General features: G+C 43.5%; 14 protein-coding genes and 1 pseudogene. 4 read left to right on the forward strand and 11 right to left on the reverse strand.

What is annotated here, in order from left to right; all coding sequences use genetic code 11:
* Positions 1 to 20: 20 nt before the first annotated feature.
* Positions 21 to 1,016, reverse strand: coding sequence for a helix-turn-helix transcriptional regulator (locus K6Y21_RS02080; protein WP_233070025.1), 996 nt, complete (start codon positions 1,014 to 1,016; stop codon positions 21 to 23).
* Between the two features lie 168 nt (positions 1,017 to 1,184).
* The gene (locus K6Y21_RS02085; protein WP_233070026.1) at positions 1,185 to 1,508 is read right to left on the reverse strand and encodes a hypothetical protein; all 324 of its coding nucleotides are present in this window, start codon (positions 1,506 to 1,508) and stop codon (positions 1,185 to 1,187) included.
* A 197-nt stretch (positions 1,509 to 1,705) separates the two neighbouring features.
* On the opposite strand from K6Y21_RS02085, the gene K6Y21_RS02090 reads away from it, so the two are divergent.
* Positions 1,706 to 2,509: a hypothetical protein gene (locus K6Y21_RS02090; RefSeq protein ID WP_233070027.1), complete on the forward strand. Its 804-nt coding sequence runs from the start codon at positions 1,706 to 1,708 to the stop codon at positions 2,507 to 2,509.
* Between the two features lie 50 nt (positions 2,510 to 2,559).
* On the opposite strand, the gene K6Y21_RS02095 is transcribed toward K6Y21_RS02090, so the two are convergent.
* Positions 2,560 to 2,856: a hypothetical protein gene (locus K6Y21_RS02095; protein WP_233070028.1), complete on the reverse strand. Its 297-nt coding sequence runs from the start codon at positions 2,854 to 2,856 to the stop codon at positions 2,560 to 2,562.
* Between the two features lie 95 nt (positions 2,857 to 2,951).
* Positions 2,952 to 3,947, reverse strand: a complete 996-nt coding sequence (locus K6Y21_RS02100) for a helix-turn-helix transcriptional regulator (RefSeq protein ID WP_233070029.1) — start codon at positions 3,945 to 3,947, stop codon at positions 2,952 to 2,954.
* A gap of 234 nt (positions 3,948 to 4,181) precedes the next feature.
* On the opposite strand from K6Y21_RS02100, the gene K6Y21_RS02105 reads away from it, so the two are divergent.
* The gene (locus K6Y21_RS02105) at positions 4,182 to 4,592 is read left to right on the forward strand and encodes a hypothetical protein (protein ID WP_233070030.1); all 411 of its coding nucleotides are present in this window, start codon (positions 4,182 to 4,184) and stop codon (positions 4,590 to 4,592) included.
* A gap of 144 nt (positions 4,593 to 4,736) precedes the next feature.
* On the opposite strand, the gene K6Y21_RS02110 is transcribed toward K6Y21_RS02105, so the two are convergent.
* From K6Y21_RS02110 to K6Y21_RS02130, 5 genes and pseudogenes are all read right to left on the reverse strand, one after another.
* Positions 4,737 to 6,653 (reverse strand): S9 family peptidase, encoded by a 1,917-nt coding sequence (locus tag K6Y21_RS02110; protein ID WP_233070031.1) that lies wholly within the window; start codon positions 6,651 to 6,653, stop codon positions 4,737 to 4,739.
* A gap of 310 nt (positions 6,654 to 6,963) precedes the next feature.
* Positions 6,964 to 7,587 (reverse strand): flavin reductase family protein, encoded by a 624-nt coding sequence (locus K6Y21_RS02115; protein ID WP_233070032.1) that lies wholly within the window; start codon positions 7,585 to 7,587, stop codon positions 6,964 to 6,966.
* 144 nt (positions 7,588 to 7,731) lie between these two features.
* Entirely contained in the window at positions 7,732 to 8,574 is an 843-nt protein-coding gene (locus K6Y21_RS02120) for a 23S rRNA (adenine(2030)-N(6))-methyltransferase RlmJ (RefSeq protein ID WP_233070033.1), read from the reverse strand.
* A gap of 261 nt (positions 8,575 to 8,835) precedes the next feature.
* Positions 8,836 to 9,708, reverse strand: a complete 873-nt coding sequence (locus K6Y21_RS02125) for a BstA C-terminal domain-containing protein (RefSeq protein ID WP_233070034.1) — start codon at positions 9,706 to 9,708, stop codon at positions 8,836 to 8,838.
* Between the two features lie 356 nt (positions 9,709 to 10,064).
* Positions 10,065 to 10,373: pseudogene (locus K6Y21_RS02130) on the reverse strand (IS91 family transposase); the annotation flags it as partial.
* A gap of 152 nt (positions 10,374 to 10,525) precedes the next feature.
* Here K6Y21_RS02130 and K6Y21_RS02135 point away from each other — a divergent pair.
* Positions 10,526 to 11,638, forward strand: coding sequence for an AAA family ATPase (locus K6Y21_RS02135; RefSeq protein ID WP_233070036.1), 1,113 nt, complete (start codon positions 10,526 to 10,528; stop codon positions 11,636 to 11,638).
* Complete coding sequence (locus tag K6Y21_RS02140) at positions 11,631 to 12,431, forward strand: hypothetical protein (RefSeq protein ID WP_233070037.1); 801 nt, start codon at positions 11,631 to 11,633, stop codon at positions 12,429 to 12,431. The genes K6Y21_RS02135 and K6Y21_RS02140 overlap by 8 nt, the downstream gene beginning before the upstream one ends.
* Positions 12,432 to 12,458: 27 nt before the next feature.
* Here the strand turns inward: K6Y21_RS02140 and K6Y21_RS02145 are convergent, their stop codons facing one another.
* Positions 12,459 to 12,956 carry a metal-dependent hydrolase gene (locus tag K6Y21_RS02145; protein WP_233070038.1) on the reverse strand — a complete coding sequence of 166 codons (498 nt, stop codon included), beginning with the start codon at positions 12,954 to 12,956 and terminating at the stop codon, positions 12,459 to 12,461.
* 51 nt (positions 12,957 to 13,007) lie between these two features.
* On the reverse strand, positions 13,008 to 14,846 hold the full coding sequence (locus K6Y21_RS02150; protein WP_233070039.1) for a M3 family oligoendopeptidase: 1,839 nt from the start codon (positions 14,844 to 14,846) through the stop codon (positions 13,008 to 13,010).
* Positions 14,847 to 15,009 lie beyond the last annotated feature (163 nt).

Genomic DNA, 15,009 nt, shown 5'->3' on the forward strand with positions numbered 1-15,009 from the left:
GTTATTTCCGTGCTAACGCATTATTGGTTTTGATTAGCTTGGTTTGTTTTGATTTTAAATGACTTTGGGTAGTACCCAGAATGTGATTTAAACGCTCTGCAAAAATGCGTAACATTGCTATAACCCAGTTTTAGAGATATTTCAGTGACGGTTTCTTTACCTTCTGCCAATGATTTACAGGCTTTGTCATACCTTGCCTTAGATAATTCTTGTCTGAAAGAGGTGTTATTTTGTTTTAACCGTCGCTGAAGCGTTCTTTCGCTGACGGACATTAACCATGACACGGTTTGGATATTTAAACGCTGAAAGTGTAATAATCCGTTTAGTACTTGTTGAAACTGAACAAGAAAATCTGGGCTTAAATGATACTGCTGGTTATACGCCGGAATAGTTGACTTAGGGGTGTTAGTTAGTAATACACTTGGGATAAAGATACCCGTTTTATTTGCCTGGTGGGTTATATTACAGTCCTCATAAAAATGCTTGGCAGCATGCCAATGCGCCATGCTTTTTGAGGCGAGGTTGACAAAGTTAGGTAACCATGGATAAGTTGTAAAATGGTTAACTAAATTCACTGTCATTTGAAGATCATATAACTCTACATCGGCAAAACCTTGCGCATGAACAGGTAAGCTGTGCTTTTGCCAAAGCCAAATACCATTCAATGAAGACTCGATATAAATCTCGACCTTAGCAGATTCATGGTTCACTGCCTTTACCCAATGGTTAAGTGTTTGTAATAAAGACCAATGTTCACCAATCGCGTTGGCGAACTGGCCGTACATGGCAAGCCCGGAATTTTCCGCAACCATTAAACTATAACTTGCATCTTGTTGTAATCCACTGAGGTAGTGAACCGACGAAAAAAGCTGGTGAGTAAACACATATTCGTGTTCTATGTCCAAAATGTCTGCGGGAAGCTTTAGTTGTTTAAGGGCTTTTTTGTATTCAAAGCCACTCTTTTCAGCATGTACAATAAAAGGAGAAAGTTGACCTAGTCGAGTTAAGGTAAGCAAACTAAACGTTACTCAATCAGTTATATGAATTAAGTTAATTATATAACTAGTATAAATGGTGTGTAAATTGTTAGTTTAGCCGATTGGCGCAGAGCCGTGACACCTGAGGCGATAGGTTATCAAGCCAGATAACAAGGCTCCTTGGTTTTCTAGCTTGATTGAGCCAACTTAATTATATTTAACATGTAACATTTTTCTTAACTTGTTACAACGGCTCTTATTTAGCGGGTCACCAAGGTAATCACCATCTTCGGCTGCTTTTTTATACACCATTGCTTTTAATTTGGTTCCTTCATCGAGGTCGCCAAATTCCTTTGTTGTTTTTAATTTTAGTAATTTGTAAGTTGTTTCATTGCCATCAGGAAAGTGTTTAGAGCAGTAGCTCATTGCACCAGCATTGGCTCCTAATTTGGCTGAATCCGAAATAGCAAAACAACTTGCAGATACGCCCGCTATGACGGTAGTTAAAACTAGCTTGTTTATCAATTTCATCCTGTCCTCTCAACATGTTAATTAGTTCTATAATCATCATTTACCATGATAACCCGAATTATGGCGTTTAGTGGGTAAGCGCTTTAACTGTCGTAAAATGATCGTTAATTGATCTGCGTCATTATTGTGAGTGATTGCTATAATTGAATGAAAAATCAGTCATCAGTGCATAAAATGGCGATAAGAAAGGAATGTCGGTGAAAAAATTAACCATAGTATCTTGGGTAGTGGCTTTTGTCTTTGTCAGTAGTGCCAGTGCCGATAATAAATCGAATCAAGCTGAAGTGGCTAAAGAATTAGCCAATCCTAACACGGCTTTTGCCAGTTTAAATATAAAACTACAATATAACGATGGCTATCAAGGTGGTGGAGATAACTTTACCACCGTATTTCAGCCTTCATTGCCATTTCCGCTGGAAAATGGCGATAAAGTATTGTTTAGGCCTGCTATTTCATACATAGATAACGACTTTTCAGAAAATGATAAAAGCGGTTTTTCGGATATATCTTTTGATTTAGCCTACGCCCCTAATCGGTCTGATAATTCCATTTTTGCCATCGGGATGATAGCTTCGTTACCAACAGGTAGCGATGAATTTAGCGCAAAACAGCTGGCAATTGGGCCAGAGGTTTTATTCGGAAAAGTGAGTGCTGAGCGCGTTGTGGGTATATTTCCTAATCACTTAGTCGGTGTTGCTGGCTCAGGAATTGATGATGGAAGGGTTAACAAGACGTCTGCACAAGTATTTTGGACTGAGTTACTTGATCAGGGATGGACAATGGGCTCTGCCCCTACATTTTCTTATGACTGGGAAAGTGACCAAGCAGAAATCCCAATCAACTTCAGCATCACCAAAACCAGCATTTTAGGTGGCCGTCCATGGAAAGTTGGCATTGAAGCCAATTATTATGTAGAAAAAGCAGAATCAACTCGGCCTGATTTTATGATAGGCTTTAACATTACACCCGTTGTAGAAAATAAATTAACGGCACTGTTTTAGTATTGCTAGAGCCAAGATTCTTATTTCCTTGGCTCTACTATCATAAACCCTTAGATGCGTTTAATCACCTTGAGCTTAACCGCTTTTTTTAGTGAGGAGTCACGTTTATTTCTGACCACACGTTTGGCGGCTTTTGCTTTCACCCCGGTTTTGACGAGTGAGTCATCGTTGTCCATAAGTTCATCAGCGACATGTAATTTAACCAGTTTTTTCGTGGTTGAGTCATGATTATCCGAGATAATCTCGTCAGCCACTTTTAATTTGACGGCTGTTTCAACAAGTCCATCAGCATGAACCATAGCCATAGGAGCGAATAGAAGCGTTAGGGCAATTAATTTAGCTTTCATAGGGTTACCTCGTTAAATTGTTTGGTGTTTAAGTATCAACGAGGTAAATAGTAAGTTAGCCAGCCTAATAAAACTTACCATTTCGTGCCACGAGATCAGGCGATAATGTTCTTCCGCCATTGTCGTGGGCTTGCGCCATGCTGTTTCTTAAATGCACGTGAGAAATGCGCCGTACAGGAATAGCCAAGTGATAATGCAATTCTTGTGATAGGAATGGAAGGGTCTGCGAGCATAGCCAGCGCTTGTTGTTGTAATGCTTGTTCCATCACCGCGCTATAAGTTTGGCCTTCTTCTGCCAAACGACGTTGTAAACTACGAACGCTCATATCGAGTATATTTGATGCCTGCGTAATGGGCAGGCGGCCCATGGTTAGGTAGGGGGTTAGCGCCAGTATCAGTGACTCGGTAAAATTGTTGATGGTTGCAGGCTGTTTGATCGTTTGAGCAGCAGTGAATGAAGGGGGCAAAGGGCGAGTTAAAATAGGCCGCTCAATACTGCAAGCGGTTACACTTCTTGCTGAATACAGTTGCGTATTTTTCAGTAAAAGCAGTTTGCTGTGCTCAAGTGATAAATTTGACTGAAAAGCGATTTCTTTTGGTGACCAGTTTGCGGTTGTTAGGGCGCGGACTAATTCAATAATGAAGATAACTGAAAAATGTTCAGCGAGGATAAACCAATCTGCATTCGCCTTGCCTCGCTCTCTGACGAACCAGGTTTTACCTAGGACGGTCCTAAGGCTTAACCGGGTTTGTGTTGTATCTGCATTAATGGCCTCAATGACCTGGATTAACGCTTCTTCTACTGTTTGGGGATTATTTAGCTGTCTAATAAAATGTGGAATATACACATCTCGGCAAAGACGCCAGGTAAACACTGAAAAATGCGCTAATCCCATTTTCTCAACAAGTAGGGACAGAAGCTGTTGTAACGCAGATTTGGGTATGTATTGGTGCTGGGTTTGTAGCATGTCTTCGGGCAGCCCTGCTTTACGCAAGAAGGGGTAGACATCGATATCCATTTGACCTAATAAATCGACGAAAGGAATCGCATGATCAGCTTTGATTAAGGGTATTTGTTCCTTTGTCTTCATGATATACGCAGCATTATGTTTATCAGTTGATGTGCCGAGTATATCAAAATATCACTTGGTTGAGTTTGTCATCATTGACTTGTTGCCAATGGTTTTCACAAAGTTTTCATCATCCCACATGCACTGTAGACAGTCGGCTGTGAGACACACCGCTGTGGCATCAAATGGTAAGTTTAATTGGTGGCTGTGCCATATCATGTTGCTCAAGTTAACCAGACACCTGAGGTGGGAAAGATGAAAATAGTTAAGACAAGCATGATCAGTGGGGCGTATTTTTTGTTAGTTTTGTTGAGCTTTGATCACTTTTTTAGTTGGGTCGACATTGACAGTTTTGCTGCTGCTCTGCTGGCTGCCTTGATCATTAGTTTTACTTTACAAGCCTCTATCAAAGTCGAAGGCATCATGGCGGAAAAGTTGTTAAAGCAAAAAGTATTGCCATTATTGAAACGCGCCGTGAGCTCTTACATCATTTTAGTGGGCTCAAAATTTTTAGCGATGGGACTCATCGCGGTTGCATTAGCTGATCGGGTTATTTTTGCTGGCCCGGGAGGCGGGGTATTGATCTTTTTGATTATCGTGTTTATTTCAATGGGTCTTGAATATGCGATAAAAAACTTCGCCAGTAATGAAACCAGCTACGCTTAAGCAGCTAGCAAGGCGTTTGGTTTGCGTATGAGTTGTAAGCATTCAGCAATTCCCAGACAAGCAAGTATCCAGAAGGCCAAACAACACTGAAACAAACGAACAGCCAAAATCATGGCTGTTCGTTTGTTTAACTTAATCGTGGTTTTAACCGCGGCCACCTAAGCAAGTTGCTAGAAATTCATCAACCTTACTGGTGAGTCGCCGCTGGTTTTGCAGGTCACCAAAGTTGTGGCCAACGCCATCCATCTCCCAATATTCAACGGGTTTATTTAATTGGCGCATTTTTTCTACCATATTGCGTGACTGCTCTTTGGTCACGCGTACGTCTTCGGTGCCTTGAATTACAAGCAAGGGCTTGTTGATTTTATCGATAAAGTAAATCGGCGACGCTTGGCGCATTTTTTCTAGATCCTTGGGATCGTTAACATCGCCCACAAAACTGCGCCAAATATCCATGCCTAAGGTCCATACTTGCGGCACCGAGTTGATAAACAACTCTAAATCAGAGATACCAAAGATATCCACACCGCAGGCAAACTTATCGGGCGTTTTGGTTAAGCCCACTAAGGTGGCGTAGCCGCCGTAACTTGCGCCAACAATGGCAACATGATCAGGGTCGGTGATGCCTTTGGCAATAGCCCAATCCACTCCATCAATTAAATCTTGATGCATCTTCAAGCTAAACTCACCAAATCCAGCCGACAAAAAGTCACGGCCATAGCCCACTGAGCCACGGTAGTTAACTTGTAACACGGCATAACCGCGGTTAGCGAGTAATTGTACTTGCGGGTCGAAGCCATAAAAATCCCTTGCATGGGGGCCACCGTGTACCAGTAATACGGTAGGTAAATTGCGCGCAGGAATATTAGCGGGTGTCGTAAGGTAACCATGAATGATTAAGCCATCGCTGCTGGTAAACTGAATTGGCTTTTGTTGGCTGAGCTGATTGGTTATCTCCGTGGTGCTACTGCTTTCTAGCAAGGTGGAGCGCTGGGTCTTAGGCTCGTATAAGTAAACCTGATAAGAAACACTATCGGTGACTTCAACAATAAGCGCTTGCTCTTTTGTGTCACTGCTGATCACACGAACCGACTTAGTCTTGTCAGTTTGATACTGATCTAACACGCTCTGATAACGCTCGTCTAACACATGAACACGTTGGTAATCAGGGTAGGACACAGCATAAACCGGTTTTTTATTTTCATCGTAAACATAAGTATGTATGTCAACTTGGCTATCTTGCGCCAAGACTTGGATCTGCTTGCTCGTCAGATCCAGAGCAAATAAGAGTTGTTTATCGGATTGATGGTCACTTAAGATGATTAAGCGTTGTTGCTTATGATCATAAACCACATGGTTGATAAACTCACCTTTGCCCCCTTGATAAAGGACCTCGCCCGTCTTAGTGGCGACGACTTGATTGCCGTTTTTACCACGGATCAGCATGGCAAACGCATCACCTTCTGGCACCGATTCATCAATGATCCATTGCGACACTTTAGTAGCATTTTTATATAACCTGGTAGCTTCTTTATTTTGTAAATTTAATCGAAACAGATCGAACACTTCTGGGTCACGGTGGTTATAACTGATCAATATATGGTTGGGTGCGTTTGCTAAGGTACTTTCCACCTGCATACGTACATTTTGATGATCAAACAACTGCTTAGGCCAAGCGTCAGGGCGTGACAAATCATAAAGTAACAATACCGAATCTTCATTATGATAGCTTAAGCTGGCATAGACGCGCTTGCTGTCCGGCAGCCATTCAAACCCCCATGCTGGCACATCCATACTGGTAATGGTGCTGCCGTTGATATCGCGATAGTGAATGGTGTGCATCCAATCACCGCGCACATATTTCTTTCCAATCCACGCTAGCTTTGTGCCGTCGGGTGAGATCCGATAATTGTAAGTGTTGTTCGTTGAGCTTTGAAGCTCTGACCAAGACACAGGCTGCGGCAGTTTTTGCGTCTTGAGTGTTGGGTGGGTGGCATTGGTGGTGGTATTACAGCCCGTCAGCAGTAAACAGGCAAAAAATAAAGTCAGTAGTTTGATCAAGATGTTACTTCCATGAAAAATAAAGCAGGCATTTTAATGGGAATGCAGTGATATTAAATTGATTTTTTATCAATGGGTTGATTTTTGTGGGATACATCGAATTAACTTTCACTGATTCGCTTTCAATGAGTGTTTTTAGTTGACCTTATTGTGAAAGCCTGAACTTTTGTATTGCTGTTGTTTATGGTGGATCAATGTTGTATTGGTTTATCTAATAATATTGGTATTGCAAGCTCCATAGTAACCATCGAATCACTTACTGTACTCAGGCAACGATGGAGCTAATCAATGACTCCCAATGTCAGCTTGGCTATTTCGGCCTAACGGCTTTAAATACGCTGGCTAAATTAGCGTATTCCGCGCCGCCAAGGCGGGCGAGGGGATCTAGACTTAGGGCATCGATTTTAAGACGCGAATCGTCTTGTTCACGGATAATGCTTTCATCTAAATAGGCTTGTTTGACTTGTACAAACATCAGCTTCATCGGCAGCTCACCCATTTCAACTACTTTATGTAATTTACACGCAAAGGCCACCTTACATTGGGCCACGCGCGGCAGTGGCGAGCCTTCAAACTCAACTAAATCAAGGTGTGAAAGGGCATCTAGGCTAAGCTCTGAGTCTTCGTTAGGCAAGGTCGCCGCCGATTCGGTCACCACATCGGCCAATTGGCTATCGGCAATATGAATAACCAGATCTTGGTTAAGCTCAACATTCACGGCCGAATCCTTGTATTCCCCGGTCGGTTTTTTACCCACCGCATACATCAAGATCGCAGGGTTTGAGCTGATGGCGGTAAAGTAAGAAAACGGCGCTAGGTTAGGTTGGCCTTGTGAGTTGTTGGATAAAACCCAAGCAATCGGGCGCGGCACTATGGTTTGCGTTAGGGTGTGATAAATTTGGTTAGGTGATAACTGGGCAAAATCTAAGATCATGTTGGCTAAGCTGGTTACGAATGAAGAGCCCTAGTCTAAGGGATTTTAGTGCCAAGCTAAACACGGCAATCAGGATAATTTAGTTTTAGCATCAGGGAATTAGTTAAGCTAATTCCCCTAGAGCACGCTGCGGGAATCGAGAGTTTATTCCGCCACTAACTGTTCGCTGCGATAAAAGCCTTGGTTATTTTCACCCAATAGCTCACTGAGTAAAGGCAAGCAGGCATCCATTTCGGCTTTAAGCTTCCACGGCGGGTTGATCACTATCATGCCGCTTGAGGTCATGCCGCGCTCTTTGGTATCGGCCTTAATGCCCAGCTCAAAGAGTTGGATATTGCGAATACCGCTGTCAATCAAGGCCTGCTCCATATGGCGAATGCGATAGCGTTCAACCACAGGGTACCAAATCGCATACACCCCAGTAGCAAAGCGTTTATGGGCGGCTTTGACCGCATCCACTACCTTGTCGTAATCGGACTTTATCTCATAAGGAGGATCGATCAGCACAAAGCCGCGGCGCTCTTTTGGCGGCATTTTAGCAATCAAACCCCGAAAGCCATCACCGTGTTCAACTTGCACGCGGCGCTGGCGCGGAAAGCTCTGTTTCAATAGCTCAATCTCGGTGCTGTGCAATTCAAACAGATTCAGTCTGTCAAACTCACTGAGCAAGGCCTTGGCAATGGAAGGGGAGCCGGGGTAATGGTTGAGTTCGCCGCCCTCATTAAAGTCTTTAATTAAATCAACATAGTCTTGGATTGGCTCAGGTAAATCTGCCTGTTGCCAGAGTTTGGCGATGCCAGTTAAGTACTCTTGGGTCTTTTGTGCATGCTCAGAATTTAACGCATAACCGCCCGGGCCACTGTGGGTGTCCAGATACAAATAAGGCTTAGGTTTGGCGTTTAAATGGCGAAAAATACGCACCGCAACCAAGTGTTTTAAAACATCGGCAAAATTGCCAGCATGATAGGAATGACGATAGCTTAACAAGGGCACAGCTCAGGCTAAAAATAATGGCCGCTATGATAGCCTGAGTTGAGGGAGAGGTCTATTTAGAAAGGGGGATTACCACTGCCATGTTGATTTCGTAAGCAGGGTTATTTACGTCTAATCAGGTTATTTAAGAGGGTGTGCTGTTATTTTATAAAGAAGGAATCGAGCTCATCGAGGCTAGGGCTTGTCCAACACTCGAATAAGGTGTCGGCTGCGCGACACCTATTCTATTTGTTAGATGCTAATTGCCCACACTAACTAGTTCAATCGTGCAGGTTGAACTGCTTGAACCAAAGCTTGTATATCGACATTGTTTAAACCACCTTTTTTTGCCTTATTGTTCAGATAAGTGCCAAACTTCTCGGTGATATAAATGTCGTCCATCCAGCGACGAAACTCACCCAAAGCTTCAACAGGATAAATCCATGCCATTGGATCTTTTTGGGGGAAATCTTCCGGAAATACGTGCAGGTGTTTTCGACGAAGACCGTATTTTTCATCAAAGCTATTGTCACACCAATGCTTCCCCCATGCCATACCAACGCTTATATCTGGCATAGTTTTACTATCAAAAGGCATACCACCTCTAATACCGGAGATTACTAAGTTAGCAATCTCAGAGAAAACACTGAAGTAACCTGACGGTAACTCGTTAAGTGTTATACGCTCGTGAAAAGTTTTCCAATATTGTGGCAGCGAGTCTTCAGGATTGTAGCCTGTGCGCTCATAAATGAATGTACGAAGAGTTAGTTTGGCAAGACTACGATAATTACGTTTGGCCTGTTCCTGTGGTGTTTGAGACTCGAACGCATAGTATTCAAGTATTGCCATGCAATTGACATCGTTGATTGCATGGTAAGTTTTCCCATCGACGGTAATTGGAACATATAAACTACTTGGGTCGCCACCTTGATCCAGAATCAACTGCTCAATAGCCTGACCACGAGGCTTAAAGCGCAAATCTGCTTCCCAATCTTTTACAAGAGTGATTATTGCACTTGGTGCAACACCACATAAGGATGCCAAACCACGAGCACCAAGATACGGAGTGCCGTTGTTCATTACCCCCATTTCAATGCCATCTGGAGCAGTGTGTTTTACTGAGGATAGTTGAAGGTTATATTGTTCCATTTAGACTCCTTGCGATTAGATACCCATTTTTTATTTGGGGTCTTATATGCGAGAAAACAAGTATGAAATACGAAATTTTTAGCACCTAACGCTTCAATCAGCCTCATCGTTTTGTTCGCATCACTTAACCACCGCCACCTTGCCCGATGTGGGTTGTATTGAACTTGTTAAGTCTGCCGCGTGAGGACGTATAGCTCGCTATGGCGTTTTAATGCAACGCTCAGCCAGCTGAGTTAATTTTGCGGACCAATATACTGAGTTGTAGCTGGTTTGAATAGCCTTTATTTTTCTATTTATCTGAATGTTACGCACGATCACGCCTTCCACATCAGAGTAGAATTTTTGCCACACCTTCATTAGTGCAACCTTAGTTCTAATTGCTTGTTAACCTCCATATTTAGCTTCTCTAGTCGACTCAGCGGTGAGCCACATGCTTTACAGCAGCTGACTTGCTGCCCTTGTTTCATTAGATCTTGCCACGTAATTTCTTTGCTTTTGCTGACAGCAATTTGCCCCCATTCGGCTCTCGCTTGATTTAACTTTTCAACGCATCGGCTGTGGTACAAGCCCATGTATTGATATTGCGGTTTTTTCGGCAACGCGATGTGAGCCAGTATTCGCTGGATCAAATCTTGATGGCTTAAGGTCAGACATTCACGCCGTTGAGCTGCTGCTAGGCAAATCGAAGGACTTTGAGCCCTGTAGTAAACCAGCAAATTGAGGAATGCGTATGGTAAGGTGCCGTAAAAAAATTACGGCCAGAGTGATGGTATGCTATAGTCGAACCAAAATTTAGCTTCAACTACGGAAAATAATCATGCTCAACAAGCTTGCCGTCAAAAATTTTAGAAATTTTGAGAACTGGTTTGAGTTGGACCTCCACAGTAATAGATCTTACGAATTTAGTAAGCACGTGGTCCAAAACGATACCGTTAAGCATGCGGTTGTTTATGGAACAAACGGTGAAGGAAAATCGAACCTTGGGCTTGCGATTATTGATGCAACAAGCCATCTTACAGATAATCATCTCCAACCCGGTTTGAACAATAACTATCTGAATGCAAGTTCTGATTGCAAACTTGCGGAATTTATATACTACTTTCAGTTCGACGGAGTCGATGTAATTTACAAGTATGGAAAGGAAAGATGCACTTCAACGGTATATGAGCAGCTCATTATCGATGGAGTTAGTGTTGTTGATTTTGACCGCAGACAATCACCGTTAGCGAGTTTTAATTTAGCAGGCGCTGAAACCCTTAAGAATGACTTTGGGGGAAAGGAGATATCTCCGGTTAAGTTCTTGAAGTCTAATGCTTTACTTGATAAAAACCGAATTAATGATATTTTTGATAGCTTTACGCGATTCATTGATGGAATGGTGTTCTTTAGAACGTTATCTAAACTTCAGGAGTTCTATGGGCAACCGATAGGCAAACAACGAGTTTCTCAAGCAATAATCGAACAGGGCAAATTGCAAGATTTTGAGCAATTTTTAAACGACTCAGGGGTGAGGTGTAAGCTTAAACAATCAGGTTCCGAAGGTGAAGAAATCATAGAATTCGATTTTGGTGAGCGAAGTGTAGAGTTCTCCCAAGCAGCCTCCACGGGCACCATTTCACTAGGCAACTTCTATTATTGGTTTCTTAAGCTAATTTCTGGGGAGATCTCATTTGCTTACATCGATGAATTTGATGCTTACTACCACTTTAATCTTGCTCGACACATAGTAGAAAAAATATCTTTGACTGATTGCCAGTCAATCATCACAACCCATAATAGCACCTTAATGTCGAATAATATTTTGCGCCCAGATTGTTACTTTGTTCTTTCTAAACAAGAAATTAAGCCTCTATATGAATTAACAGATAGAGAGATAAGAAAGGCTCATAATCTCGAAAAAATGTATCGTTCGGGAGCCTTTGATGAGTAGCTATGTACTCTGTATTTTTGAAGGAAAGAAAGCCGAGCCAAACATCACTCATAGCCTTTGCAACTGTATATTAAATAGTGAAGATAAAGTTATTTTAAGAGCTTCGTACGGTTTCAATATCTATAAGCTATATGCAGAGTTAAAAAAAGATCCTTACTTGGATACCTATGAACTAATCGCTGAAGAATTGAAAAAACGGCGCGTTGCAGAAAATAGGCAAGGCAAAGAGTTGAATGAAGATGAGTTAGCCGTCATTAATATCGATGATTCGACTTTGATTAGTGACATTTATCTGATATTCGATTACGACGCTCATTGCACGAATGCTAATGATGAAAAGTTAACTGAAATGCTTGAGAAGTTCTCAGATGCACAAGATGAAGGCTTACTTCTCGTTAGCTACCCCATGGTTGAAGCCATAAAACACCAACAAGGAGCGAAGTATCAAGAAGAAGTATACCCAATTAGCGGGTTTGCAAACTATAAGTCTTGGACGAATACCTATAGTTTGTTAGATAAGCGATATCAAAATTGGGGGGCATATGATTTTGATATCTGGAAAGAAATTATTGAACATCATTTAGCAAGAGCTAACTATTTGCTGAATGAGCAGCTCAGCTTGCCCGTATCGCAGCTCGAATCAAGAGATATCTTTATGCAGCAACTTGAAAAGCATATACCGGATGGAAACGTTGCCGTCGTTTCATCATTTCCTCTGATGCTATTTGATTTTTATGGAGATAGGCTGCAGAGTAGGTTGATTCAAAGATCCTCAGTAAAGTCTTATGATTAGAGTAAACTTACTTTTCGATTTATTTGCTTAACACTTGGTTTTCGACCGCCAAGCCACCACAAAAAACACCGCACCGCCAATCAGGCCGGAATATAAGCACAGTTTATGTAGGGCAGGGTTGCTCAGTAGGTTTAGCAATGGGTTGGTTAGGCTGACGGGGTAAAAGGGCTCTACGTCATGGTGCATAATGGCATCGAGCAGTACATGGCTAGCGCTGCCAATGGCGGCACTAAAAAAGGCCACGGGCCAAGATATTTGGGTGGCCATAAAGCGGTTGATGTGAAGCCATTTTAGGCCCCACTGGGCAAGGTGTTTGCCAGATAAGGCGGCGACGACTGTGAGTAGCGCCGCGCCGACAAAGGTATGACTAAAACCGTGTAAATGCCCCTCGCCTGTGATCATGACCAGCAAAGGTTGGATGTCCATGATGATCTGCGCCCAGCCAAACACCATTAAGCTAAAGCTGCCTTGCAGCACGGCTTTAATGGCAATGCCGGGGCCCATATGAAAAGGCGTAAAGGGCATGGTTTTCCTTATCTATTTACGGCGCCGATTAGGCGCCTGATTGTTTGCGCTTTATTGTGCCAACGTTTGGGCAAATTGCTCTATGTCTTTGGCAATTAAATCTAAACTTTGCTGCCAAAAATCGGCTTGGCGTATGTCCATGCCAAGGTGCTTTTGCACTAGCTCTTCGGCGGTCATGGCGCCGGTATCGGCAAGTAACGCTTTATAGTCGGCGTAAAACGCACTGCCTTTGGCGGCGCGCTGGGCATACACCCCTTTACTGAAGAGGTAGCCAAACAAGTAAGGGTAATTGTAAAAACTCACCGAGCCAATACTAAAGTGCAGTTTGCTGGCCCAAAACATCGGGTTGGTCTCATCCATGGCATCGCCGTACCAATCGGCCCAAGTGTCTGACATCAGTTGGCGCAATTGCTCGGCCGATAATTCGCCGTCGTGACGCTGCTGATAAAAGGCTTGCTCAAATTCAAAGCGCACAGGGATGTTGATCAATAACGCCAAGGCCGATTGGGCTTCTTCCCACAGCATTTGTAACTTGGCTTGTTTGTCGGTGGCTTTGGCCAGTAGGGCATCGCGCACCACGTTTTCGGCAAAGATTGAGGCGGTTTCGGCCAAGGTCATCGGGTAGTGCGATAGGGCGCGAGGTTGGTCTTTAAGCACCCAATTATGAAAGGCGTGGCCCAGTTCGTGCGCCAAGGTGATCACATCGGACATGCTGTTACCCCAAGTCATAAACACGAGCGGGGTGCGGCTATTTGCAAATTGGGTACAGTATGCGCCCATGCGTTTGTTAGCTGCTGGAGCCGCATCAATTAATTGATTTTCGACCATGTGATCGACAAAGTCGGCCATTTCTGGGTCGATACCAGCGAAGGCGTCTTTAATGATGGCGATACCTTGCTCAAAGCTGTATTGCTCACTCACTTGGTCGTCGACGGCGCTTTCGGCTGGCATGCCGGCCAGCTCTTGCCAAGGTTTAAGGCTGGTTTGACCATAGCAAGAAGCCATTAGTTTACCGGCGCGCTGGCCAAGCTCACGGTTTTGTTTGGTCACCGCGATCATGGTGGTCAGGGTTTGCGCGTCGATGCGGCTATCAAATAATGAGGGGTCTAAAAAATGCACGGGAGCTGCGCCATTAGCCACGGCGACTTCGCTGCGTTTAGCGTATTCGGTTAAGCGATCACCCGCTAACGCATTTAAAATGGCGGCAAAGCTTTGCTGATGGGCAACCATGGCTTGATTTATGGCGCGCCATGCGGCTTCATGGCGCAAAGTATCACCGCCGTATAAGATACTGGCGGCTTGTGACAGGCCCATGGTTTCTTGACTGCCATCGGCTAGGGTTAAGGTCACTTGAATGCTGCCCGTTAGGTTATCGTACAAGCGTGACCATGCGTTGCGACCATTGACTTGCATAGCGCTTAGCAATTGCTCTTCTTTAACACTTAAGCTGGTGGCTTGTTTAAGGCGCTCACGCTGATAATTAAATGCAAAATGGGCTAGGCTGCCGGTGAGTTCATTACCCGCTAACACTTTTGCTAATTGCGCATCCGAGCCGTGAATTAAGGCATGGCGAAATGGGCTAAATTGCTGCTGCAGCTTGGAATAAAGACCATCCATTTGCACATCCAGAGCTTTAGCGGCTTCGTTACTGGCATCCACCGAGGTTAAGCAGTTGGCAAAGCTCATCAGGGTGCTTAGGCTGATGCCGATGGTTTCGCTGGCCACTAAGGCTTGCTGTAAATGATTAATATTGCTTGGGTCGAGTTCGGTTAGAGCTTGAATGCACTGTTTTATGTCTGCGATGTCGCTGGCGATAGCTGGGTCGGTGATGCCGTTATAAGCAAGGGAGAGATCCCAAGTAGGGGCTGTATTGGCAGTTAGCTCGGTCATTAAATACCTCAAGTCAGATTAATACATTTAGCAGTTATTTTGATATGAACACAAAGGGATGAACGTTGACAAGTTATCGAAGATAAAAACAAAAAGGCCAATATTTCATTGGCCCTTGGGGGTCACTAGGTAAGCTTTTCAGACTGATTTTAAGCCAAAAAGT

Origin of the sequence: Motilimonas eburnea (genome assembly GCF_021295345.1) — a bacterium.
GTDB lineage: Bacteria > Pseudomonadota > Gammaproteobacteria > Enterobacterales > CBDFNC01 > Motilimonas > Motilimonas eburnea.